Annotated in this window: 28 protein-coding genes and 1 tRNA gene; 5 read left to right on the forward strand and 24 right to left on the reverse strand. The window is 33.2% G+C overall.

Annotation, left to right across the window (positions count from 1 at the left end):
• Nucleotides 1–52: 52 nt before the first annotated feature.
• Entirely contained in the window at nucleotides 53–1747 is a 1695-nt protein-coding gene (locus tag RT412_RS15015; protein WP_313340473.1) for a M3 family oligoendopeptidase, read from the forward strand.
• Nucleotides 1748–1809: 62 nt separating this feature from the next.
• On the opposite strand, the gene RT412_RS15020 is transcribed toward RT412_RS15015, so the two are convergent.
• The 9 genes from RT412_RS15020 to RT412_RS15060 form a co-directional block, all read right to left on the reverse strand.
• The gene (locus RT412_RS15020) at nucleotides 1810–1980 is read right to left on the reverse strand and encodes a 4Fe-4S binding protein (RefSeq protein WP_313340474.1); all 171 of its coding nucleotides are present in this window, start codon (nucleotides 1978–1980) and stop codon (nucleotides 1810–1812) included.
• 100 nt (nucleotides 1981–2080) lie between these two features.
• Complete coding sequence (locus tag RT412_RS15025; protein ID WP_313340475.1) at nucleotides 2081–2962, reverse strand: stage 0 sporulation family protein; 882 nt, start codon at nucleotides 2960–2962, stop codon at nucleotides 2081–2083.
• Nucleotides 2959–3939: a DNA polymerase III subunit delta' gene (gene holB, locus RT412_RS15030; RefSeq protein ID WP_313340477.1), complete on the reverse strand. Its 981-nt coding sequence runs from the start codon at nucleotides 3937–3939 to the stop codon at nucleotides 2959–2961. Before holB ends, RT412_RS15025 begins: the two co-directional genes overlap by 4 nt.
• An 8-nt stretch (nucleotides 3940–3947) precedes the next feature.
• Complete coding sequence (locus tag RT412_RS15035; RefSeq protein WP_313340478.1) at nucleotides 3948–4280, reverse strand: cyclic-di-AMP receptor; 333 nt, start codon at nucleotides 4278–4280, stop codon at nucleotides 3948–3950.
• A 9-nt stretch (nucleotides 4281–4289) separates the two neighbouring features.
• Nucleotides 4290–4901 (reverse strand): dTMP kinase, encoded by a 612-nt coding sequence (gene tmk / locus RT412_RS15040; RefSeq protein WP_313340480.1) that lies wholly within the window; start codon nucleotides 4899–4901, stop codon nucleotides 4290–4292.
• A complete protein-coding gene (locus RT412_RS15045) occupies nucleotides 4898–6328 on the reverse strand; it encodes an aminotransferase class I/II-fold pyridoxal phosphate-dependent enzyme (RefSeq protein ID WP_313340482.1) in 1431 nt (476 codons plus the stop codon). Before RT412_RS15045 ends, tmk begins: the two co-directional genes overlap by 4 nt.
• Nucleotides 6329–6403: 75 nt before the next feature.
• A complete protein-coding gene (locus tag RT412_RS15050) occupies nucleotides 6404–6553 on the reverse strand; it encodes a hypothetical protein (RefSeq protein WP_313340483.1) in 150 nt (49 codons plus the stop codon).
• Between the two features lie 262 nt (nucleotides 6554–6815).
• The gene (locus RT412_RS15055; RefSeq protein WP_313340485.1) at nucleotides 6816–7082 is read right to left on the reverse strand and encodes a pro-sigmaK processing inhibitor BofA family protein; all 267 of its coding nucleotides are present in this window, start codon (nucleotides 7080–7082) and stop codon (nucleotides 6816–6818) included.
• 115 nt (nucleotides 7083–7197) lie between these two features.
• A complete protein-coding gene (locus RT412_RS15060) occupies nucleotides 7198–7779 on the reverse strand; it encodes an aromatic acid exporter family protein (protein ID WP_313340486.1) in 582 nt (193 codons plus the stop codon).
• 170 nt (nucleotides 7780–7949) lie between these two features.
• On the opposite strand from RT412_RS15060, the gene RT412_RS15065 reads away from it, so the two are divergent.
• Entirely contained in the window at nucleotides 7950–9140 is a 1191-nt protein-coding gene (locus RT412_RS15065) for a coenzyme F420-0:L-glutamate ligase (RefSeq protein WP_313340488.1), read from the forward strand.
• A 66-nt stretch (nucleotides 9141–9206) separates the two neighbouring features.
• Here RT412_RS15065 and RT412_RS15070 read toward each other — a convergent pair whose 3' ends face one another.
• The 15 genes from RT412_RS15070 to RT412_RS15140 all read right to left on the reverse strand — a co-directional run bounded on the left by RT412_RS15070 (nucleotide 9207) and on the right by RT412_RS15140 (nucleotide 21168).
• On the reverse strand, nucleotides 9207–10670 hold the full coding sequence (locus tag RT412_RS15070; protein WP_313340489.1) for a nicotinate phosphoribosyltransferase: 1464 nt from the start codon (nucleotides 10668–10670) through the stop codon (nucleotides 9207–9209).
• A 12-nt stretch (nucleotides 10671–10682) separates the two neighbouring features.
• Nucleotides 10683–11321, reverse strand: coding sequence for an isochorismatase family cysteine hydrolase (locus tag RT412_RS15075; RefSeq protein ID WP_313340490.1), 639 nt, complete (start codon nucleotides 11319–11321; stop codon nucleotides 10683–10685).
• Nucleotides 11322–11580: 259 nt separating this feature from the next.
• Nucleotides 11581–12387 carry an RnfABCDGE type electron transport complex subunit B gene (locus RT412_RS15080; protein WP_313340491.1) on the reverse strand — a complete coding sequence of 269 codons (807 nt, stop codon included), beginning with the start codon at nucleotides 12385–12387 and terminating at the stop codon, nucleotides 11581–11583.
• A gap of 14 nt (nucleotides 12388–12401) precedes the next feature.
• Nucleotides 12402–12977 (reverse strand): electron transport complex subunit RsxA, encoded by a 576-nt coding sequence (rsxA, locus tag RT412_RS15085; protein ID WP_313340493.1) that lies wholly within the window; start codon nucleotides 12975–12977, stop codon nucleotides 12402–12404.
• A gap of 12 nt (nucleotides 12978–12989) precedes the next feature.
• Nucleotides 12990–13586 (reverse strand): electron transport complex subunit E, encoded by a 597-nt coding sequence (locus RT412_RS15090; protein ID WP_313340494.1) that lies wholly within the window; start codon nucleotides 13584–13586, stop codon nucleotides 12990–12992.
• A 9-nt stretch (nucleotides 13587–13595) separates the two neighbouring features.
• Entirely contained in the window at nucleotides 13596–14171 is a 576-nt protein-coding gene (locus RT412_RS15095; protein ID WP_313340495.1) for an RnfABCDGE type electron transport complex subunit G, read from the reverse strand.
• Entirely contained in the window at nucleotides 14161–15111 is a 951-nt protein-coding gene (locus tag RT412_RS15100; protein ID WP_313340497.1) for an RnfABCDGE type electron transport complex subunit D, read from the reverse strand. The genes RT412_RS15095 and RT412_RS15100 overlap by 11 nt, the downstream gene beginning before the upstream one ends.
• A 12-nt stretch (nucleotides 15112–15123) precedes the next feature.
• Nucleotides 15124–16452 (reverse strand): electron transport complex subunit RsxC, encoded by a 1329-nt coding sequence (rsxC, locus tag RT412_RS15105; RefSeq protein WP_313340498.1) that lies wholly within the window; start codon nucleotides 16450–16452, stop codon nucleotides 15124–15126.
• Between the two features lie 187 nt (nucleotides 16453–16639).
• Complete coding sequence (locus tag RT412_RS15110; RefSeq protein WP_313340499.1) at nucleotides 16640–17185, reverse strand: sensor histidine kinase; 546 nt, start codon at nucleotides 17183–17185, stop codon at nucleotides 16640–16642.
• 42 nt (nucleotides 17186–17227) lie between these two features.
• Nucleotides 17228–17917 (reverse strand): PHP domain-containing protein, encoded by a 690-nt coding sequence (locus tag RT412_RS15115; protein ID WP_313340500.1) that lies wholly within the window; start codon nucleotides 17915–17917, stop codon nucleotides 17228–17230.
• Nucleotides 17914–18246, reverse strand: a complete 333-nt coding sequence (locus tag RT412_RS15120; RefSeq protein WP_313340502.1) for a DRTGG domain-containing protein — start codon at nucleotides 18244–18246, stop codon at nucleotides 17914–17916. Before RT412_RS15120 ends, RT412_RS15115 begins: the two co-directional genes overlap by 4 nt.
• 13 nt (nucleotides 18247–18259) lie before the next feature.
• Nucleotides 18260–19501, reverse strand: coding sequence for a [Fe-Fe] hydrogenase large subunit C-terminal domain-containing protein (locus RT412_RS15125; RefSeq protein ID WP_313340504.1), 1242 nt, complete (start codon nucleotides 19499–19501; stop codon nucleotides 18260–18262).
• Nucleotides 19502–19510: 9 nt separating this feature from the next.
• Entirely contained in the window at nucleotides 19511–19936 is a 426-nt protein-coding gene (locus RT412_RS15130; protein WP_313340505.1) for an anti-sigma regulatory factor, read from the reverse strand.
• Nucleotides 19929–20282: a DRTGG domain-containing protein gene (locus tag RT412_RS15135; protein ID WP_313340507.1), complete on the reverse strand. Its 354-nt coding sequence runs from the start codon at nucleotides 20280–20282 to the stop codon at nucleotides 19929–19931. Before RT412_RS15135 ends, RT412_RS15130 begins: the two co-directional genes overlap by 8 nt.
• Nucleotides 20283–20295: 13 nt before the next feature.
• Entirely contained in the window at nucleotides 20296–21168 is an 873-nt protein-coding gene (locus RT412_RS15140; RefSeq protein WP_313340508.1) for a PhzF family phenazine biosynthesis protein, read from the reverse strand.
• A gap of 148 nt (nucleotides 21169–21316) precedes the next feature.
• Between RT412_RS15140 and RT412_RS15145 the strand changes: the two genes are divergently transcribed.
• From RT412_RS15145 to RT412_RS15155, 3 genes are all read left to right on the forward strand, one after another.
• Nucleotides 21317–21399, forward strand: a tRNA-Leu gene (locus tag RT412_RS15145).
• Nucleotides 21400–21531: 132 nt separating this feature from the next.
• A complete protein-coding gene (locus RT412_RS15150) occupies nucleotides 21532–22125 on the forward strand; it encodes a hypothetical protein (RefSeq protein WP_313370724.1) in 594 nt (197 codons plus the stop codon).
• Nucleotides 22126–22184: 59 nt separating this feature from the next.
• Nucleotides 22185–22841, forward strand: a complete 657-nt coding sequence (locus RT412_RS15155; protein ID WP_313340635.1) for a hypothetical protein — start codon at nucleotides 22185–22187, stop codon at nucleotides 22839–22841.
• Nucleotides 22842–22869 lie beyond the last annotated feature (28 nt).

A 22869-nucleotide genomic window follows, 5' to 3' on the forward strand; every position in this document is an offset into this window, starting at 1 on the left:
GGTATAATAGGATTACACAAAGTGAGATATTCTAATATAAAAGAGGTGTAGTATGCAATTTAAAGATTACGAATATGTACGACCCGAATATGAAAACATCAAATCTCAATACATGGAACTATTGAGCAAATTTAACGATTCAAAGGATGCGGAAGAACAATACTGTTATTTACAAAAAATCAATGAACTTCAAAAAGAAACCGATACTATGGCTCAGCTTGTATTAATAAGAAATTCGATTAATACTGCCGATGAATTTTATGACAAGGAAAATGAATACATAGATATGACAATGCCTAAATTTCACGGACTTAGAGTTGAGTTTTATAAAACATTATTGAATTCTAAATTTAAAGAAGAATTAAAAGTTAAAGCTAAACCTCAGCTATTTACTTTAGCTGAAATGGAAATAAAAACATTTTCTGATAAAGTTGTTCCTCTCATGCAGGAAGAAAACAAGCTTGTCAGTGAATATTCCAAATTAATATCATCGGCTAAAATTGAATATGACGAAAAGGTACTTAATTTATCACAAATGCAGCCGTATATGGAATCAATGGACAGAAGTGTAAGAAAGGAAGCTCATGAAAAATGGAGCAGCTTCTTTAAGGAAAACGAGGAAAAATTTGATAATATATATGATAAATTAGTTAAAACAAGAAATGAAATTGCCGTAAAGCTTGGATTTAAAAACTTTGTTGAATTAGGATACCTTAGAATGGGCAGATCTGATTACAACAAGGATAATGTAAGCAAATTCAGAGAACACGTTTTAAAATACATAGTTCCTTTATCAAATGATTTAAGAGATAAGCAGGCCAAAAGAATAAAAGCTGATAATTTCAAATACTACGATATACCGTTAAATTTTATGACAGGAAACCCTGCTCCTAAAGGCGATAAACCTTGGATTATGGAAAAAACAAAAAAAATGTATGAAGAGATTTCTCCCGAAACAGGTAAGTTCATTAATATAATGCTTGAAAGAGATTTGTTTGACCTTGAAACAAAGCCAAACAAACAAGCAGGCGGTTATTGCACATTTTTACATAAATACAAATCACCGTTCATCTTTGCTAATTTTAACGGTACACAGGATGATGTAACCGTGGTAACACATGAAGCCGGTCATGCATTCCAAACCTATCAGAGCAGAAACTGGGATGCTCCCGAATACGGCTTCCCTACCTCTGAAGCGTGTGAAATTCATTCTATGGGGATGGAATTTATAACATGGCCCTGGATGGAGTTATTCTTTGAAAATGACATAGATAAATTTAAATATTTTCACTTAGCTGATTCACTTAATTTCATCCCCTACGGAGTAACTGTTGATGAATTCCAACATATAGTTTATGAAAATCCAGACATGACTCCTGATGAAAGAAAGAAGGCATGGAGAGATACAGAAAAGAAATATACTCCGTACAAGGATTATGGAGACAATGATTTCTTAGACAAAGGAACCTATTGGTTTAAGCAAGGGCATATATTTTTCGGTCCCTTCTACTATATCGATTATACCTTGGCACAAATATGTGCATATCAGTATTGGATAAAATTTAATGAAGACAGAGAAAAAGGCTGGGAGGATTACAACAATATTTGCAAGGTGGGAGGAAGTCAGTCCTTCCTTGAAATAGTGAAAACCGGAAATTTAAAAAGTCCATTTGAAGAAAATACCATAAAAACAGTTTCTTCACATATAAAAAATCATCTGGACAATATTGATGATTCTAAACTTTAAAATGACAATAATTTGACAAATTAAAAAAAAGCCATGCGTTGGCTTTTTTTCTTTAGTATCTATTAATCCTGTTGTGGAGCTTCTACAGGACAAACACTTGCACATGCTCCGCAATCGATACAAGTTGCTGGATCAATTTCATATTTATCATCACCGGCAGTAATTGCTCCTACTGGGCATTCCGGTTCGCATGCTCCGCAGCTGATGCATGCATCTGTAATAATATATGACATTTATTTCACCTCCCCCAACATTATCAATACATATTTTAACACTATTTAATCATATTTTAAAGTACTTTTTATGTTAAATATGAAATATTTTATTTTCATTTTAATCTTCCAATTCTTTTAATTCTTCTAAATTTATATCGTCATGTCTTTGTTTTAACACACCTTCTTCAATAACCTTCAGGTTTGAACCGTCTATGTCCTCTATTTCTACTGTTCCATCGGGTTTATTAATACTTACTCTTGCAGTTTTAAACAATGGGTTAATATCTATTACTATACCTGTTCTGTTGCCTCCTATGATAGAAACTCTGTCTCCTACGTCAGGCAGCTCCTTTATGTTTTCTTCATATACCTGATGCTCATAATTTAAGCAACACATTAATCGTGAGCATATACCTGATATTTTAGCAGGGTTAAGTGATAACTTCTGCTCCTTTGCCATTTTGATCGACACAGGGTAAAACTCACCTAAAAATGATGAACAGCACATTGGCCTCCCACACGGTCCGAGTCCTCCAATCATCTTGGCTTCGTCTCTGACTCCTATTTGTCTTAATTCGATTCTTGTTCTGAATATTGAAGCCAAATCCTTAACAAGCTCTCTGAAGTCAATTCTGCCGTCTGCAGTAAAATAAAAGATAACCTTATTGTTATCAAAGGTATATTCTATATCAACAAGCTTCATTTCCAATCCATGCTCTTCTATTTTTTTTAAGCATAAATCGAATGCATCTTTTTCTTTTTCTTTATTTTCTTGATTTATTTTTATATCTTCTTCTGTTGCCAGTCGCAAAACCTTTTTTAGCGGTGAAATTATATCATCTTCCTTCACCATTTTCGGACCGACAACAACCTGACCATATTCAATCCCCCTGATTGTTTCTACTATTACGAAGTCTCCTTCATTTATCCACTTTTTATCAGGATCAAAATAGTATATTTTACCAGCTTTCTTGAATCTGATGCCTACTACCTTTATCATCTAAATTCCTCCTGAATCCTTAAAAGCATATTATCTACCGCTAATTTATAGTTGACATTGCTCTTTATATTTTCGCTTGTTTGCTGCATGTACTCAATAATATTCGAATTATCTTTCATTAATTCTCCATGCATTTTAATAAGCTGTTTAAAATCTTTATTAATAATTAATTCTTCCATATTATTTTTGATGAACATTATATCTCTAACCCATGTCATCATAATTTCAATTATTGAATCTATATTATCTTTTTGTTCTTCAAAGTAGTTTTCCAAATCATATATAATTTCCGAATCAGAGTTTATAATTTTATCGAATAATTTAATTATTTCTTCTCTGAATTTTAATAAGTTGTCTTTTTCTAAGCTGATGCTTATTGCTTTATTTAATATCCCTTTTGAATAAAATGATGCTAATTCGGCAATTTCATCTGATATATCATAATTATCAATCAAATGGGATTTAATAATTTCCTTGTTAACATTTTTAAGCTTTATATGCTGACATCTTGAAACGATTGTTGTTAATAATAAATTGGAATTGGTTGTTAATAATATTATAACAGAATCCTTAGGCGGTTCTTCCAATGTTTTTAAAAATGTGTTGGCGGCCTGAGGCGTCATTTCCTGAGCTTCTTTTATTATATATATTTTCTTATTTGCCTCATAAGGTTTTTTATAAATTGAATTGATTAATTCATCAATGTCTTCGCGTTTTATTGTTGTTTCGTCAATATTTATTACATGTAAATCAGGATGATTTTCTGAATTTACCTTTAAACAATCATGGCATTTATTGCAAGGGGTATTATCTTTATTTTTACAAAGCAAAGCTTGGGCAAATACTAAAGCTAAATCATACTTGCCCATGCCTTTTGGTCCTTCAAATATATAACAGTGGGATACCTGATTGTTATTAATTGAATTTATTAAAGATTTTTTGATTTCATCTTGGCCTGCTATCTGGCTGAAATGCATTTTATCACCTAAATCTTTTCAAATCTTTCTACATTAGTTACAAAAACAACTGCCCCTCCAACTGTTACTTCAATAGTTTGAGGTAAATATCCTCCAACCGTACTAAATGAACTTGGAGGTATAGCTGCCGTAATTTTCTTTTTTGTCTTGCATATTTTCCTAATTATCTCAATTTCTTCATCCACTCTATCGTCTTCAACCAATGATATTATGGTTGTATTTCCTGAGCTCAAAAAACCTCCGGTAGATGACATTTTTGTTGATGAAAAGCCACTTTCTCTCAAAGCGGAAATCAGTTTATTTGCATCATCGTTTTGTACTATGGCAGTTATTGATTTCATAAGATCCTCCTACATTGAAATAATAATATTTTTAATCTCATTAAAAATTTCATCAATAGTTCTTTCGGCATTAATTGTTTTAATTTCAGGGCAAGACAAGGCAAGTTCCTTATATCCTTCATAAACCTGTTTATGAAAGCCGATGCTTTCATTTTCAAGTCGATCTCCGCCATCAATGTTCAGCTTTCTTCTTAATCCCTTCTCAGGATTAACATCCAACAGCAAAACTAAATCAGGCAGAAGTTTATCAGTTGCAAACTTATTTATATTTTTGACTTCTTCAATACCTAAGCCCCTGCCGATACCTTGATATACTAAACTTGAATAGACAAATCTTTCGCTTATTACGATTTTACCCTGTTCAAGCCAAGGAGTTATTTTTTCAGTTACCAACTGTGCTCTTGCTGCCGCATAAAGCAAAGCTTCTGTTCTATAATTCATTTCAGTATTATTATTGTCTAAAATAAGCTCCCTGATTTTTTCGCTTATTTTAGTTCCGCCCGGTTCTCTGGTAAATTCTATTTCTCTACCCTGTTCGGAAAAATATTTACCTATTTTTTTAGCCATAGTGCTTTTTCCGGAACCGTCCGGACCTTCTAATACAATAAAGATTCCTCTCATTTAACAACTCTCACTTGATTGTATTTGTTTACTCCATTAACATTTATGCTGTTTTCAAGCATTACCTTAACATAATCAACTGTTTCCTGTTGAATTATTTCACCCGGGCAAACCAAAGGAATTCCCGGAGGATATGGAATTATAAATTCAGCAGACGTTCTGCCGATTGCTTCATCCATATCAATCAATTCATTTACGGCATAAAATGCTTTCCTCATTTTTCTCTCGTGCTGCAATTGAGGAAATGGCTCTATTTGTATTATTTCTCTCTTTTCCTTACTCTTGCTTTCCTCTAAATATATTTCTTTTACAGCATCAAATAATCTGTCTATATCTTCTATTTCATCAGTTGCTGTAATATATCCTACAGTATACTGTAAGTCTGCAAATTCCATTTGAATTTTATATTTATATCTAAGAATTTCCTGAAGCTCTGTTCCTGTAATACCAAGTTCGCTCATACTAATAACTGCTCTTGTGGCATCAAAGTCGTAGCATCCTTCACTGATTATAAAATCATCTTCTAAAACATTTATGCCCATGTTTCTAAGCTCAAGCGTTCTTTTCTTGAATACCTCTATGTTTCTTTTTAATCTTTCTTCTCCGTATTGATTCATCCAATGCACTGCATTTTCTATTGATGCCATAAGGATATATGACGGTGAAGTTGTCTGAAGCATTCTAAGCATTGATTCAATATTTGCCATATCAACTCTGTCGGAGCATACATGCAATATAGAACCTTGCGTCATACAAGGAAGAGTTTTGTGTGTGCTTTGTGTAACAATATCAGCTCCTGAGCTTTCAGCCGAAGGAGGCAATAAATCCTTGCAAAAATGCAAATGTGAACCATGTGCTTCATCGATCATAAGTATTTTCCCATACTTGTGAACTATTTCTGCTGCTTTTTTTACATCAAAACAAATGCCATAAAATGTCGGATAAGTCAAAACAACCATTTTTACGTCAGGATTATCTATTAGCATTTGTTCTAACTTTTCCAAACTGATACTGAAATTTAATCCATACTTCTTGTTAAATTCAGGATATAAATAGTATAACTTTAAATCTCCTAATATACAAGCATTATAAACGGATTTGTGACAGTCTCTCTGCACAATAATCTTATCACCGGGGTTTGTACATGCCATTATAGCCGATATAATTCCGCAAGATGTTCCGTTAACGACCATATAAGATCTTTTAGCGCCATATGATTTTGATACATAGTTCATGGCATCCTTTAAAAATCCTGTTGGGTAATGTAAGTTGTCTGTACCTAAAGTTTCGGTAATATCATAAAAATTAAGATTATTACCTATTTCATCTAAAATTCCATGTTTACCTTTATGACCAGGCATGTGAAAATTTGTATCTACTTCGCTTCGATACTGTTTAATCCCCGAAATAATATTCAGTTTATCCATTGTTTATCTCCCGTAAAACTAAATAAATTTGCTAAATTTATTGTTGTATATTGGGATTAGTGCTCATCTCCTTTTTTATAATTTACTGCTTTTTGCAGCTGTTTTTCTGCTGTTTCTTTTTCTTGAAATGCTCTTTGTTGTGTGCACAGTTTCTATGATTAAAACAATCATTATAGAAAATACCGTGGCTGCAATTGAAAAAAGAACGATATATTCTAACCACATTTTACCACCCCTTAAATAACATTAAAGAAATTAATACTATTATATTACAGTAATAAAATGTTGTCCAATAAAAAATTTTATAGCAAAATACCCCTTAGTATAATTTTATTATATACAGATTGAAGATATTTAATCAATCATATAGGTTGCTTAAAAGGTTCGTCCTGCAAGGCGTCGGAAGACGGGCAACCGGAGCGTATTCATACATACGTGAGGATTGACCGTCTGAACGACAACGAAGCAGGCGGGCGTTTTAAGTGACCTATAAAAGAAATTTTACTATTAATATCGCAATAAAACCGGGTATTCCCAAAATACCTAAAATTAAAGCCGTTATTTCGTTCACTGCAATGTACAACTCAAAATATTGTCCGAAATAATTAAAAATAATTAAAAAAACTGCTCCCAAAATAGAATTCAATATCATTTTACCTAAAAACTTCAGCGGTTTCACAAAAATCCAGGAAACCATAAATACCAACATTATTCCTGCCGAATAAGCTAATACGATACCTATATCTGCTCCCACTTAAGACAACCCCCTATTATATCTTTTTTTAATATTATGAAGTTGTCCCTGTTTTTATGCAAGATGATAACATTTCATACATTACATTACTATTAACACATTGTCAATAATAAATTTAAATATCCTTCATATTTGTTTCATCATTATTATTTTCATTTAATATATCCTTTACAGCATCATCCTTATCAGGTTCTTTTGATATTTTCAACTTATATTTTATATCATCCGTAGGAATATTCATATATTTGTTTACCAACAAAGCTATAACTATTCCTACGGATGTATCCAGTATTCTGTTAATCGTATATAAAATATAACCACCTTCATGCTCCCGTGATGTTAATAAGCCCAAATAAACGACGCAACATATTACGACAGAGTTTTTCAAGCCAAATGATACGCATATTTCAATCAGAATTATAATTCCTATCGGTATGATAAAAATTAATATATTTTCACGGCCGAATGTGCTTATAATAAAAAGTACTAATGCACCTGCTATACCCCCGATAATTGTACCTATTATTCTTTCAGTGCCTTTTCTGAATGAATCCACTATAGTATTTTGCATGCAAATAACTGCAGCAACACATGCCATAAGGGCATTTTCTCTGTTAAAAAGTTCAAATAACAATAAGCAAAGGAATACTGATGTTGATGTTTTTATATTTCGCATTCCTATCCTTGGAAAATTCATAAATATCCTCCGAATAAATAATCAATATAATATAACACAATACTTTGATATTATCAAATAATATATTAAAATACAACCAATGCGTTACACAAAAAATATTTTACTTAAATCTTTAAATGTATTATAATGTACAAGGAAAAAATAATAAATAATTATTTAAGGAGAAAAAAATGGATAGAATGGTCGGAACTGTTGTCAGAGGTGTAAGGGCTCCCATTATCAAAAATGGTGATGATATAGCTCAAATAGCAGTTGATTCAGTATTAAAAGCTTCGAAGCTTGATAGCTTTTCATTAAAAGACAGGGATATATTAGCAATTACTGAATCGGTAGTAGCAAGAAGCCAGGGCAACTATGCCGGAATCGATGATATTGCTTCTGATGTAAAAGATAAATTTAATTGTGATACAATTGGCTTAATATTTCCAATACTTAGCAGAAACAGATTTGCCATATGTTTAAAGGGCATTGCTAAATCTTTCAAAAAAGTATATTTACAGTTTAGTTATCCTTCAGATGAGGTTGGTAATTCTTTTGTAACTTATGATTCGCTTGATGCTGCAGGCATTAATCCATGGACTGATATACTTACAGAGGGAGAATTCAGAAATCATTTTGAAAATACAAATCATATATTTACCGGAATAGATTATATAAAATATTATTCAGATATAATAAAGGAAAGTGGTGCCGAAGCAGAAGTTATTTTAGCAAATAACCCTGTCAGCATATTAAAATATACCGACTCTGTATTAGTCTGCGACATTCATACAAGACAAAGAAGCAAGAGATTACTTAAAAATGCCGGAGCAAAAGTTGTGTATGGATTAGATGATATACTATCTTCATCAGTAAACGGAAGCGGTTACAACGAAGAATACGGATTGTTGGGGTCAAATAAAGCAACGGAGGATTCAGTTAAGCTATTCCCAAGAGGTTGCAAAAGCTTAGTAGATAAAATACAAAAAATACTTTTCAATGAGACAGGTAAAAATATAGAAGTTATGGTTTACGGTGACGGAGCATTTAAAGATCCTGTAGGTAAAATTTGGGAGCTTGCAGACCCTGTTGTTTCGCCCGGCTATACAGACGGTTTGTCAGGCACACCAAATGAACTTAAATTGAAATACCTTGCAGACAATCAGTTTAAGGACTTATACGGTGATGAATTAAAGGCAGCAATCACTAAATCTATTGAAAACAAAGACGGTAATTTAAAAAGCAGTATGGAAGCCCAGGGAACAACACCAAGAAGGTTAACCGATTTAATCGGTTCACTGTGTGATTTAACATCCGGAAGCGGCGACAAGGGAACTCCGATTATTTATATACAAGGATATTTTGATAATTATTCTGTTTAAAAAAAATAAAACGGGACGGGTTTTTTCATTGTGTGTTTGTGCAACGAAAAGAACTGTCCCTTTTGTTTACTTTAGATCTTTGAAGCTATACTGATTTATTAAATTCTGTTTGCAATTCCAAAGTTCTGCGGAAAGATCTACATAATAGCTGTGAGGGTTAATAAATCTTTTTACCTCACCCCATAAATTATCAACTTGATTTTTGCAATATTTTTTAATCTCATGAATATTTCTGCTTTCATATACACATTCTCCATTTATAAAAATCGGAACTTGCAGATTCCTAACATAGAAATTAGTTACCTTTTTCTTTTTCCAAACATGTATTTCATCAAAAATTGTATATGGCTTTGAATCGTCAATTGTTTCATGGGACAATGTTATAACGTCCGCTATGGGGTTGTTTGTATCTCTGTCGTACAGGCGCCATACTTTTTTGTATCCGGGGTTAGTGATTTTTTCTTCGTTTTCTGAAATTTTAATTTTAGGAATTATTTCTCCGTCCCTTTCAATGGCTACAAGTTTGTATACACAACCAAATACAGGCTCTGATTTAGCAGTTATCAACCTTTCTCCCACACCGAACGAATCTATTTTAGCACCTTGATCCAATAAATCAGTAATAATAAATTCATCTAAGCTGTTGGAAGCCACAATATTGCAATCATTAAGACCTGCTTCATCAAGCATTCGTCTGCATTTTTTACTTAGATATGCTATATCACCGCTGTCTAATCTTACACCCTTTAACCTTTTTCCCATCGGCTCAAGAACTTCCTTCGATACTCTAATAGCATTCGGGATGCCGCTTTTTATTACATTGTATGTATCAATCAATAAAGTGCATCTATCAGGGTAATTTTCAGCATAAACCTTAAATGCCTCATATTCACTTTCAAACATTTGTACCCAAGAATGTGCCATAGTACCGAGAGCCGGCACTTCAAACACTTCGTCAGCAAGAGTAGTTGCTGTTCCGTTAACTCCACCTATATATGCCGCCCTTGCTCCATATATGGCACCGTCATATCCCTGACTTCTCCTTGCACCAAATTCCATAATAGGTCTTCCCTTAGCGGCTCTGACAATTCGATTTGCCTTAGTAGCTATTAAGCTTTGGTGATTTATGGTTAATAAAAGCATTGTTTCAATCAACTGTGCATCGATTGTTTTTGCTCTTACCGTCAATAACGGTTCGCCGGGAAATACCGGAGTGCCTTCAGGTATGGCATATATATCACCTGAAAACTTAAAATTTTTCAAATATTTAAGAAATTCATCTTTAAATAAATTTTTACCCCTAAGATATTCAATATCATCATCATCAAATTTTAATTCTTTAATATATTGAATAACCTGAGCTAAGCCCGCAACTATGGAAAAACCCGCCCCATCAGGATTTTTCCTGAAAAACATATCAAAATAAACAATATCATCCTTCATACCGTTGGCAAAGTATCCGTTAGCCATGGTAAGTTCATAGAAATCCATCAGCATTGATAGCTTTCTGTCACCTAAATTATTATACATTTATGTCTCCTGCTATTTAATATTTTCCACAACTTCAATACCGTTTATATGCATATTATACAATGCAAATAGATTCATCAACTCTCCATCATGACTTCCGCCATCATATGTTTCAACTGAATTTATAGGCACTATAATTCTTTTATTTTTATTATCCTCATTAAAATACGATTTTAAACTTAATGCAAACTGCATTACGCAAATATCGGTTACACAGCCGGTAATTATATAGTTATCAACTTCATCTCCATTTTTTTTGAACCATTCTTGGAATTCATCGCTGAAAAAACCATTAGTACTGTTTTTATTTACATAGGTAGTTTCAGCTCCTTCCGAGAATTCAGTTTTTAATTCAGGTATTAATTCCGCTTCCTCTGTTCCGATAACACAGTGCTTAGGATAACTGTTAAATTCCTGAGCATCCTCTTCATGTGCATCTAAAAAAAACACCTTTTTATACCCTTGAAGTTTCTCATTTAATTCTGTAATACTATTTACTATAGATGCAACTCTTGGAGAAGACATTATACCGGAATGCACAAACCCAACAATCATGTCAACAACAAACAAAGATGTCCTGTCTTTATTTAAGGATTTTAGTTCTAATGTTTTTCCCCTGATTTCCTTTTCCATAGTTTCTAAAGCTTTCATTTTCAACCCTCTTATTTATATTTTGATTGTATCACTCCCATTATAGTGTCATTTATATTATTTGTCAAAACTAAAAAATAATTATTCGCATTAATTAAGTTCCCCTGCTAACAAAAAAGATGAGATCCTTCTCTTACGCTCAGAATGACATGTGTCATTCCGGACGCAGTGAAAGATCTCATTGCACTTACAGTATAAGCGACCGACACCAAATCAGAAGATTTGGGTCGTCTGCTTAATTTTTTCAGCCAGGTTATCTTTAATTACTTTCTATTACTGTTAAGTCGCCTCTGATTGATTTAGTAGGACATTTTTGTACGCATACCATACAATGTGTACACTTGTCATAATCAACCTTTGCCAAATTATCCTTAACATGAATTGCATCAAATTCACAATTCTTTTCACATATTTTACATCCGATACATCCAACCGTACAAACATCCTTTACGGCTTTTCCAAAATCTTTGTTGTTGCATGCTACAATAACATTATTTTTGTAAGGCACCCAAGTAATTACTGCTTTTGGACACTCTTCTAAGCATTTACCGCAAGCTGTACATTTTTCTTTATCTATAATAGCCAAACCGTCAACTATTTCAATAGCGTCAAAATCGCATACAACCTTACAGTTTCCATAACCTAAACAACCTTTGTCGCATGCTTTATCTCCGCCTTGAATTGCTGCCGCCGCTTTGCAATCCTTAACACCTTCATACTCAAATTTCTTTTTTGCCACACTGTCGCAACCTTGACATATTACGTGAGCAACTTTTTTCTCTGTTTCACCGGCTGTTGTACCCATAATTGCTGCTATTTGTTCATGCTTTTCCTTATTTGCAACAGGACATGCATTGGCAGGAGCTTTTCCCTCAGCTATTGCATTCGCCAAGCCATCACAGCCCGGGAATCCGCAAGCACCACAGTTAGCGCCCGGAAGTATATTTCTTACTTCAATTACTTTTTGATCAACCTCTACATGAAATATCTTTGAAGCAACAGCCAATAATGCACCCGCTAAAACACCTAAACCACCTAAAACTCCAACTGCTTTTACAATAACCATAATCTATTCTCCTCCTATATTTTTAATCCAGAAAAACCAAGGAATGCAATAGACATTAAACCTGCAGCAACTAAAGCTATAGATGAACCCTTTAAAGCTTCAGGCACATCTGCAGTGTCAACCTTCTCTCTAACTCCGGCGAATAACACTATTGCCAATAAGAATCCTGCTGATGTACCAACAGAATTAACCATTGCTTCAACGAAGTTATATTCCTTTGTTATATTTAATATTACAACTCCTAAAACAGCACAATTTGTTGTAATCAAAGGCAGATACACACCTAAAGCTTGATAAAGTCCAGGGCTTGATTTTTTAAGAAACATTTCTACGAATTGTACCAATGCTGCAATAACTAAAATGAAAGCTATTGTTTGTAAATATTCTAATCCAAAGTTTTCTAATATTGTCTTTTGAATTATATAGGTTATAACGGCTGCTAATGTTATAACGAAAATAACTGCTATACCCATTCCTATTGATGTGTCAATTTTCTTTGAAACTCCAAGAAAAGGACAAACACCTAAGAACTGCATAAATATAATATTGTTTACTATAAATGATGTTACAAATAAACTAAATAATTCCATCTTATATACCTCCTACGCTTTCTTTTTTCTTGTTAAGAAATTAACAAGACCTATAAGCAATCCTAATGCTATAAATGCCCCGGGAGGCTGAACAAAAATCATAACAGGTTGATACCATTCTCCTAAAATTTGAAATCCAAAAATAGTACCGTTACCTATAAGCTCTCTTATAATACTTAATACAGTTATAGCAAATGTAAATCCTAATCCCATGCCTAATCCATCAAAAACAGATGATATTAAACCGTTTTTTGATGCAAAAGATTCTGCCCTGCCAAGAATTAAACAGTTAACAACAATAAGAGGTATAAAAACTCCAAGAGCTTTATATAAATCATAAATATATGCATGCATTAATAAATCTATAATAGTAACAAATGTTGCAATTATTATTATGAAAGCAGGTATTCTTACCTCATCAGGTATTACTTTACGCAATAAAGAAATTACCACATTTGAACCTAACAAAACCGCCGTAACAGCTAAACCCATACCTATTCCGTTAAAAGCTGATGTCGTAATAGCCAATGCAGAACACATTCCAAGCAATTGAACAAAAATAGGATTTTCTTTTAAAAGACCATTTTTAAATACATTAAAATTATTCATCGCAACCTCCTATTTATTCAAATATTGTTTATAAATATTAACCGCATTGCTTACTGCACTTGTAAATGATTTAGAAGAAATAGTAGCTCCTGATATCATATTAACATCACTTTCACTTATTTCAACAGTTAAATCTTTTCCTGTAAATTGATCCTTAAAATCAGGTTCAGCTACTCTTGTTCCAAGACCTGCTGTTTCAGATAGTTGAGTTACAGCAATTCCTGTTATTTTACCTTCAGGAGAAACCCCTAAAAATAATTCTATATCTCCGCCGAATCCGGAAACTGTACTCCATGTTTTTATAGCATAGCCCATTTGATTTCCTGAACCATCAACCGGAACCATTATATCAACAAATTTAGCATTATCAGCTTTTATTGTATCAATTAAAGCTGTGTCTTCATAAGGCAAAAAAGTATCGGAGCCAGGCATAACTTGCTCTAATACAGCAGGATCCAAGCTTGCTTTCAATTCAACTTCAGCTATTTTATCTTTAGTAAAGTCGTTAGTAAATGCTAATACTCCACCTGCTATAGCTGAGATTAAGCATAATACACCACCTAATTTAACTATATTATTTTTCATTCTTTGCACCTCCTGCTACACCAAATACTTTAGGGACAGCATATTTGTTTAACATTGGTGTTATAATGTTCATAAGTAATATAGAATATGATACTCCTTCAGGATATCCGCCTATTTTTCTGATAAGCATTGTTAGAACACCTGCACCGATTGCATATATTACTTTACCCTTATCAGTGATAGGACTTGTAGCATAATCAGTAGCCATAAAGAATGCACCAAGCATTAATCCGCCACCAAACAGATGGTAGGCAACTAAACTTGAGCCATCAGTTAATAAAGCTATTACAGCAACTGTACCAATGTATACGACTGGGATTATCCATTTGATTGTTCCTCTATATATTAAATAAATTCCGCCTAAAATAATTAATATTGCTGATGTTTCTCCTAAAACTCCGGGAATTCCACCAAGTAACATATTCCATATTGAAGGAAGCTGACCTGATGCACTACCTTTTATTATAGCTAATGGAGTTGCTGAAGCTACAGCATCAGTAACAGGATCCACAAATCCACCTGTTAAATATGGATTCCAAGATGCTACTAAAAATGCTCTACCTGCTAAAGCAGGGTTCATAAAGTTAAATCCTATACCTCCAAATATTTGTTTTACTATTGCGATTGCAAATGCAGAGCCAATTACAGCCACCCACCAAGGAGCGTTTGAAGGTAAGTTAAAAGCTAATAAAATTCCTGTAACCACTGCACTTAAATCTGTAACAGTAATCGGTCTTTTCATAATTTTTTGACATGCATATTCAGTAACAACAGCTGATACTACAGCCGAAATCACCAATATCATCGAGTTGAACCCAAAATAAAATATACTTGCAACTAAAGCCGGTAATAAGGCAATAATAACATCAAGCATTAAACTTTGAGTTGATTCAGCGTCTCTAACATGTGGTGACGATGAAGCAATCAATCTATTTTCCATCTGTTTTTCCTCCTATTTAACCTTTTTACGTCTTGCTAAAATTTCTTTTTTTGCAACACTGATAGTTTCTTTTAATGGTCTCTTAGCCGGACAAATATAAGAACAACCACCACATTCTATACAATCTGCTGCATGGAATTGATCGGCACTGTCAAAATCCTTTAATATAGAATATCTGCTTATTCTATATGGCTGTAAATAAACAGGGCATATTTCTGAACATCTTCCGCACATAATACAGTTTTGTGGTTCTGGAAGATTAGCTTCTTTTTTATTGAATACCAATATACCTGATGTTCCTTTTATAACAGATACTTCATCTGAGAACTGTGCTATACCCATCATAGGACCACCGCTTATTATTTTGCCGGGTTCTTCTTTGTACCCACCGCATTGTTCAATAACATCTTTAAATGATGTACCAATTCTTACATAAAGGTTTTTAGGATTATTAACAGCACTTCCTGTTACTGTTACAACTCTTTGAATTAAAGGCATACCAGTCTTGATAGCATTACCAATTGCTGCAACTGTACCTACGTTATCTACTACACAACCAACTTCCATAGGAAGTCCGCCTGAAGGTACAACTCTTCCAGTTATTGCCTGTATTAATCTTTTTTCATCACCTTGAGGATATTTAACTTCCATAGGTGCTACTTCTATACCTTCTTCATTTGCAACTGCTTCTTTCATAATATCAATTGCATCAGGTTTATTCTTTTCAATACCTATATAAGCTTTATTTACTCCAAGTGCCTTCATTATTGCTTTAACACCTATAAGAACAAGCTCAGATTGTTCAAGTATTGTTCTGTGATCACATGTTAAATATGGCTCACATTCAGCTCCATTTACCAACAAAACATCAATAGGCTTGTCCGGTGGAGGGCTCAGCTTAACGTGAGTTGGGAATGTTGCTCCTCCCATGCCTGCCATGCCAGCTTCCTTAATAATAGCTAAAATTTGTTCTTTAGTAAGATCTTCCACATTACCTTTAGGTTGTACAGATTCATGGACTTCAAAATTGCCGTCAGATTCTATAACGATACAATTTACTTTAGCTCCTCCCGGTACATAGCGTGGTTCGATTTTCTTTACAGTTCCGGAAACACTTGAATGTACCGGCACTGACATAAAGGCCTTTGATTCTCCTATTTTTTGTCCAACTTTTACTGTATCGCCAACAGCTACTAATGGGTCGCATGGTGCTCCAATATGTTGTGACATAGGTATAGCAACAATTTTGGGGTCAACTGCATTTTCAATAGGCACATTTTGAGTATGCTTGTTTGTAGGAGGATGTACACCGCCTTTAAATGTAAACAATTTTGTGCTCATATTTTCACCTCTTGTTTTAATTGTTTTATATAATTTACTACTATATAAAAAGTTATTTAATAATCAAACATATCGATTATAACAGAAAATATTCAATTTTTAAACACTTTTTTTAATATTATATTAAATTTTATCATTAATTTTGTGAAATAGCAAGCAAAGTGTAAAGATTCCATTTTTAGCATTGTTAATAATTTGACATATTTTTCATATTTTCATTAATGTATTCCTTTACCCAAAGCAGGATATCATTGCTCTTTATATCTGCTCCTCCAAGTATATTTCTTAATTCCAAGGTACTTAGTACAAATGACTTTTCGTCAGTTGAATAATTGTATAATAATTCACAATTATTCAAAGAATTGATAATAGTAATAATAGTATCCCCCATATTTCCTACAGGCGCTCTGTCGATATTGTCCCTTTCAAAAGAACACTCAACCGTAGTTCCTTTGCCAATCTCGGAATTAATATTAAAGTAACCGTTACACCTTTCACATGCCTCTTTTAACAATGGTATTCCAAGTCCGACCTTTCTCGTCGTCCTTGTAGTATAAAAGGGATCTGTAACTCTTTTTATGGTATCATCACTCATTCCGCAACCGTCATCTTTTATAATTATTTTTATTAAATTGCTATTATTACTTTCTTCAATTATTATTTCAATTAATTTTGAACCTGCACTGATGCTGTTCATAGCTATATCAAGTATGTGCATTGATAGCTCTTTCATATATCCTCCAACAAGCAAACAATTTGACAGGTTAATAACATGTCAAATTGTTTTTAAGTAGTCAAACACTTCATCTGCTGATTTAATCTCCATATAATTAACCGGCTCCGATATATCCGTCAATATATGAGCGTCAGAATTTATCAGTAATTTATATTTCTTTAATAACTTATCATTTATATCTGACTTATTGTATATCTCAACGAAAGTAAATTCTAAATTATCAGGTATAAATCCTAATATTCCCAATATACTGTTTGATTTTTTATTTATATGTGCCGGAACCATAATCCCATGGTATTCTTTTATCATAAAATCTAATTCCTTAAGAGAAAAACTTGCTGCACTCAATAACAATTTATCTAAATTCCCTATTATTTCATCATCTTCATTGTATATGTTTTGCTGTCCGAACAATACTGGGTTATTTATAATATTCGGCAGCGATTCATATATTATATCTCCGAATTCTGATGCTTCATAAAGATTTTTAAAATAACAAAGTACGTGAACCTCTTCTTTAGTTGTAACCTCTATGCCCGGTATTATCTTGATTTTATTATCACTAACTTTTATTATCGCAGGAAGATTTTTCGTCGAATTGTGATCAGTCACGGATATTATATTCAAACCTTTTATATAAGACATATTAACAATGTTATTAGGTGTCATATGGTTATGGGCACAGGGAGATAAATCAGAATGAATGTGCAAATCATAATAAAATTTCATTTTATTCCTATCTCATATAACTTAACAGCAGTTTCATAAGCGCTTGCTTTAGTTTTAAATACGGGTATGTTAAGTTCCCTGGCCTTATTTAAAGTTTCCTCCTCAACTTCCATATTTTCAACAACAATTATACATGATAAATCTAACAGCTCTGCAACTGCAACAGTATTAATATGTGTTTGTATTGTAATCCATACATAATTCTTTTTTGCCTTAGCCATAACTATGCTGAGTAAATCTCCGATATATACACCATCTATCTCAATATCCTTTGATGTTTCATATAGCGGGTCAAGGTTTAATTTGTTTGAAAAATCTAAAATTTTCATAAATTCTCCTCTATTATTTATTTTTTGCTCTCAAAACTATACAATCATATAATTCAGATTGGTTATTAAATACATCCTCCGCATGAGCATAGCATGTAGGTGCTCCGCATGAGCCGCAATCCAAGCCTGGAAGCAAAGCATTTATTTCCATAATTTTTTCATTTTTAATTATCGCTTCCTTCATATTGAGCTTAATTGGATTATCCTCTGCCTTCAACTTAAATTTAAAGATTCCCGAATCATACATTTCATCAAATTTGTCTAAATCTTCTATATTAAAATTATCACCGGCATTTTTTAAAATATATTCAATATTATTTTTTGCAATATAAGGATTTATAACATTAAAAGAACCACCCACGCAACCCTCGACGCATGCTAATGCTTCAACATAATCTACATTATCTAAATTACCGTTTTCTATTTCATCCAAGATCTGTATTATATTTTCCATGCCATGCACTGCAATATAATTGGTGAGATTTGCTGATTCAGCCTGACCACCTGCAACACCCCACTTTAGACCGTTTAAAGATGGATAGGAACATGAAATATCACCTTTTTTAATTTCTCTGTACATATCACCGAATATAGTGTTAAGAGGTATGACCCAATCAACCGATGACTGGTAATCTCCAATCGGATCCGTAACAGCAAGCAGCTTTGCAGGGCATGGTGAAATATAAAAAACACCTATTTCTTCATCCTTTAAATTAAATTCCCTTTTTGCTTTTTCTCTTGCAAGCATTGCACCTATAACCATAGGTTCTTTTATATATATCAAATTATCCATTAATGAAGGGTACCTGCTTTTTATTAACCTTACTGAAGCCGGGCAATTAGTAGAAATGAATGGTCTGATATCTTTTACCTCATTGATTTTTCTGTTAATCGCTTTGGATACTAATTCTGCGGACCAGCTTGCATCATATACAAAATCAAATCCAAGTTTCTTTATTGAATTTTGCACGTTGCAAATACTCGTTCCTTTAGGGAACTGACCGTACGTAGGTGTTGATATTATCGCTATTTTACATTTATAAGGAGAATAATGCATTTCCTCATTCCATTCAATTGACTCGGGTGTATATGCATCATAAGGACATATTTTAACACATTCTCCACAGTGAATGCATTTAGAATTATTGATAAAAGCTTTCTCGTCAATTAACCTTATTGCCTGAGTAGGACACCTTCTCATACAGTTTGTGCATCCTTTACATTTTTCCTTATCAAACATTATTGAGAAATTCATTTATACCTCCTACAATAACACAGTAATTTTGATGAATGTTCCCTTACTGCTTGAAGTAATACAAAAATCATCAGAATATTTTTTCATGTTTGGTAATCCCATACCTGCACCAAATCCAAGCTCTCTTATACTTTCTGTTGCGGTAGAATAACCTTCAGTCAATGCAAGATCAATATTTTCTATACCGGGACCAATATCTTCGGTAATTATGTCAATTTTATTTTCATATAAATCACAATGCAGCATTCCTCCATATGAATGTATCACTAAATTTATTTCGGCTTCATATGAAACAATTGCAATTCTTCTTATAATGCTCGCTTCTATTCCCATTGATTTCAATGTGTTTTTAATGGCACTTGAGCCTTTACCTGCAGCTATGAAATCATTTGCAGCAATACTATAGCTATATCTTATCAGTAATTTATCAGTCATCCGCCTCTATTCCCTCCATACCGTTAATTGCCAGCAAACTACATGTTTTAAACATTGTATAATCTGTTGAAAGAATAGATATGCGATTTTCTAAAGCTAATTTTATTGCATCCTGACAGGGTCTTTTTCCCCTAACAAATAATACCGTAGACATATCCAGCATTTCAGCCGTTCTTATTACCTGAGAATTGTTTAATCCGGTTATAAGAAGTGACTCACTTTTAACTAATGCTAAAGCATCACTCATCAAATCACTTGCAAATCCATATTTTATGTCAGTATTTTCATTGCTGAAATCAGTTATTATTTCAGCATTTAATATTTCCTTAATTTCATTAATTTTCATATTTATCCTCACTTTATTCGAATAAATTTACAATTGATGCCTTACCGCCTACGCGCACATCTAAAGTGTTGTTAATATTTTCAACCTTCACATATATTTGACTTGATTCATTCATTGATTCGCCCTGAATAACCGAAATTTCATCAGAAATTATACTCTTACTATACAAAAGGCAACCTAAAGCTCCATTTGATGTTCCTGTGGCGCATTCTTCATCTATTCCAACTCTTGGAGCAAAATTTCTTGCAAATACTTGGTTATTCTCAATTGTATAAACATGGTATCCCACTACATCATAAATATGAGATAATTCATTTATTAAATCCATATTTACATTAAGTTTGTTTAATATATCTCTTGACTTGACCGGAATTATTATATCTTTAAGTCCTGTGGATACAATTGCAGGTTTTATAGTAAAATCTTTTAATCCAACGTTCTCAACGGCAGTATTTATAGATTTAGCAATTTCTGATAAATCTTCCCCATTAAATTCGTCATATATCTTAGGAGTCTGCTGCTGCATGAGAACATAATCGATGGTGCTTCCTTTAAACACGGCATCAATTTCAAGCTTACCAAGCTTAGTATGCTGATAAACTTTTTTAATTTCATTGAAACCTTTAATATACCCTGTCAACCCAAGATAAAAAAACGCTGCGATAGTCGCATGACCGCACAAATCCACTTCACATAGCGGAGTATAAAAACTGACATTATAATTATTTTCATCTTCTGCCAATACAAAAGCTGTTTCAGACAAACCTATGTCTGCTGCAATTTGTTGTTTTTCTTCACTTGTTAATTCCTTGTCAAGCAAAAATACACCTGCGCCATTCCCTCCGCTGTCTCCGTACGTAAAGGATTTTAATATAGCCCCTTGCATATCCCCACCTCATTCATTTATTTTAATTATAATATAGCGGTAAAATTTTTACAAGAATAATTAAGTATATCTGATATTATTCCAATAATTGTTTATTAAAATTTTCTTTACAAATCGTGTATATTCCCTTATAATAATAAAGCACATTGCGGTTGTGGCGGAACGGCAGACGCACTAGCTTGAGGGGCTAGCGAATGTATATTCGTGGGGGTTCAAATCCCCCCAACCGCATTAAAAGACGGTTCTTTTTATTTAATGAACTGTCTTTTTTGTTTGTAATAATAACTAAATTATCATTGATAACTTTGTCTAAACGTATTAAACTATAATTAGTATAATATGTTTACTTTGAGGGGGATTGTTATGATTAAAAATTTATCCTATTGTCTGTTGATAGCGGTGTTGCTGTCTATGCTCAGTGCGTGCTCTCCGGTGGACAGCGTTAGTGATACTACATATGATATGTCAATGACACTTGACGATGTGCGTAAGCTTGCCGCAAAAGGTGATGATTTATTGTTTGAGGACTTAAGCCAATATAAGGGTGCAAATGCCAGTTCAGATCTTAACAGTTACATCATGGTTTATCATGTTAAAGGAGGATATCGTTTAATTGTATACTCAAAACCAGACAGTAAACCTTCCAGAGCAGATCTTGAAAGCATTTGGGAAAGCGGAGGCAGCGGTATTGATATACGATACAATGATGTGGATGCGTTCGTACGAGATAATCCCTCACAGGATGCCATTACAGAAGAGCAGGCCCTTGACATAGCGAAAAAAAGTCTGAAAATGGAGTTTGAAGCTGTAAGCTGGTATATACTCGGTGAATCATTTGAACCTATAGGTAAGGATGCTATTTTTGCAAGAGCACTTCTTGATTCAACTTATATAATCGATGAGTCTTGTTGGATTCTTCGCGTGAAAGAAACACCCGAATGGGGAGGCAGCTATTAAGCACTTAGACGGCTATTATATTTAGGTTATACCATAGTATAAAAAAAGCAGTTGCATATATGAATGATTGTTTAATTGGAAAAAAAGAATTTCCCGACAGGCGAGAAAAGCTGCATAATTGGGATATATTCACGGAACTTATTCTTGCTGCCTGGATAAGAATCTTCAAAAACGATAATGTAAATGCCAATTTTGTAGCTGAAAAATGGTCTAATATTATTTCATCAGCTTTTTCAAGTGGTGAATATGACCATGAAGAGTATATAAGTACCTACCATAAAATCTTGGGAATAAAGCCAAAAGGCGGAAGGCTTATTGATTTTGTTAATTTCTATCCCGTTTCACTTTTAGCAGGTTGTTTAGACGAGGAAACAGAATCAGCTTTTATTGAATATGTACTTAACAAGGATACAGGAATTTACTATATATATGATCATAAAATTTATACACTTCCCGATGCTTTTAAAAGCAGAGATGCCAGCCGTTTTCTTGGCGCCATAGAATTGCTTTCAAAATACAAAGCAAGTAAGACTAAACTTCGATTTGTTGTTAATTGGTTAGAAAGTAATAAAAATCAAAACGGTAAATGGGATATGGGCAGTGTTACAAATGATAAGATTTATTTTCCGCTTTCCGACAACTGGAGAAAAAAAGAAACAAGAGAATCTGATTGCACAGAGCGCATTACAAAAATAATCCTCAGCTTATCACAGTAGACTTGAAGATGAAAAATCTAATCATTTT

Origin of the sequence: Sedimentibacter sp., from assembly GCF_032080165.1 — a bacterium.
In the GTDB taxonomy this organism is placed as follows: Bacteria; Bacillota; Clostridia; order Tissierellales; family Sedimentibacteraceae; genus Sedimentibacter.

Bases quoted from the DNA above. Each gene is read 5' to 3' on its own strand.
- RT412_RS15140 (WP_313340508.1), bottom strand. From the start codon at position 21,168: ATGCAAGGGGCTATATTAAAATCCTTTACGTACGGAGACAGCGGAGGG.
- RT412_RS15110 (WP_313340499.1), bottom strand. From the start codon at position 17,185: ATGAAAGAGCTATCAATGCACATACTTGATATAGCTATGAACAGCATC.
- RT412_RS15125 (WP_313340504.1), bottom strand. From the start codon at position 19,501: ATGAATTTCTCAATAATGTTTGATAAGGAAAAATGTAAAGGATGCACA.
- RT412_RS15025 (WP_313340475.1), bottom strand. From the start codon at position 2,962: ATGATAAAGGTAGTAGGCATCAGATTCAAGAAAGCTGGTAAAATATAC.
- tmk (WP_313340480.1), bottom strand. From the start codon at position 4,901: ATGAGAGGAATCTTTATTGTATTAGAAGGTCCGGACGGTTCCGGAAAA.
- RT412_RS15100 (WP_313340497.1), bottom strand. From the start codon at position 15,111: ATGGAAAATAGATTGATTGCTTCATCGTCACCACATGTTAGAGACGCT.
- RT412_RS15080 (WP_313340491.1), bottom strand. From the start codon at position 12,387: ATGGTTATTGTAAAAGCAGTTGGAGTTTTAGGTGGTTTAGGTGTTTTA.
- RT412_RS15075 (WP_313340490.1), bottom strand. From the start codon at position 11,321: ATGAAAGCTTTAGAAACTATGGAAAAGGAAATCAGGGGAAAAACATTA.
- RT412_RS15095 (WP_313340495.1), bottom strand. From the start codon at position 14,171: ATGAAAAATAATATAGTTAAATTAGGTGGTGTATTATGCTTAATCTCA.
- RT412_RS15135 (WP_313340507.1), bottom strand. From the start codon at position 20,282: ATGAAAATTAATGAAATTAAGGAAATATTAAATGCTGAAATAATAACT.
- rsxC (WP_313340498.1), bottom strand. From the start codon at position 16,452: ATGAGCACAAAATTGTTTACATTTAAAGGCGGTGTACATCCTCCTACA.
- RT412_RS15060 (WP_313340486.1), bottom strand. From the start codon at position 7,779: ATGAATTTTCCAAGGATAGGAATGCGAAATATAAAAACATCAACATCA.
- RT412_RS15155 (WP_313340635.1), top strand. From the start codon at position 22,185: ATGAATGATTGTTTAATTGGAAAAAAAGAATTTCCCGACAGGCGAGAA.
- RT412_RS15130 (WP_313340505.1), bottom strand. From the start codon at position 19,936: ATGACTGATAAATTACTGATAAGATATAGCTATAGTATTGCTGCAAAT.
- RT412_RS15020 (WP_313340474.1), bottom strand. From the start codon at position 1,980: ATGTCATATATTATTACAGATGCATGCATCAGCTGCGGAGCATGCGAA.
- RT412_RS15115 (WP_313340500.1), bottom strand. From the start codon at position 17,917: ATGAAATTTTATTATGATTTGCACATTCATTCTGATTTATCTCCCTGT.
- RT412_RS15090 (WP_313340494.1), bottom strand. From the start codon at position 13,586: ATGAATAATTTTAATGTATTTAAAAATGGTCTTTTAAAAGAAAATCCT.
- RT412_RS15065 (WP_313340488.1), top strand. From the start codon at position 7,950: ATGGATAGAATGGTCGGAACTGTTGTCAGAGGTGTAAGGGCTCCCATT.
- RT412_RS15050 (WP_313340483.1), bottom strand. From the start codon at position 6,553: ATGTGGTTAGAATATATCGTTCTTTTTTCAATTGCAGCCACGGTATTT.
- RT412_RS15120 (WP_313340502.1), bottom strand. From the start codon at position 18,246: ATGAAAATTTTAGATTTTTCAAACAAATTAAACCTTGACCCGCTATAT.
- rsxA (WP_313340493.1), bottom strand. From the start codon at position 12,977: ATGGAATTATTTAGTTTATTTGTAACATCATTTATAGTAAACAATATT.
- RT412_RS15045 (WP_313340482.1), bottom strand. From the start codon at position 6,328: ATGGATAAACTGAATATTATTTCGGGGATTAAACAGTATCGAAGCGAA.
- holB (WP_313340477.1), bottom strand. From the start codon at position 3,939: ATGCATTTCAGCCAGATAGCAGGCCAAGATGAAATCAAAAAATCTTTA.
- RT412_RS15015 (WP_313340473.1), top strand. From the start codon at position 53: ATGCAATTTAAAGATTACGAATATGTACGACCCGAATATGAAAACATC.
- RT412_RS15150 (WP_313370724.1), top strand. From the start codon at position 21,532: ATGATTAAAAATTTATCCTATTGTCTGTTGATAGCGGTGTTGCTGTCT.
- RT412_RS15035 (WP_313340478.1), bottom strand. From the start codon at position 4,280: ATGAAATCAATAACTGCCATAGTACAAAACGATGATGCAAATAAACTG.
- RT412_RS15070 (WP_313340489.1), bottom strand. From the start codon at position 10,670: ATGTATAATAATTTAGGTGACAGAAAGCTATCAATGCTGATGGATTTC.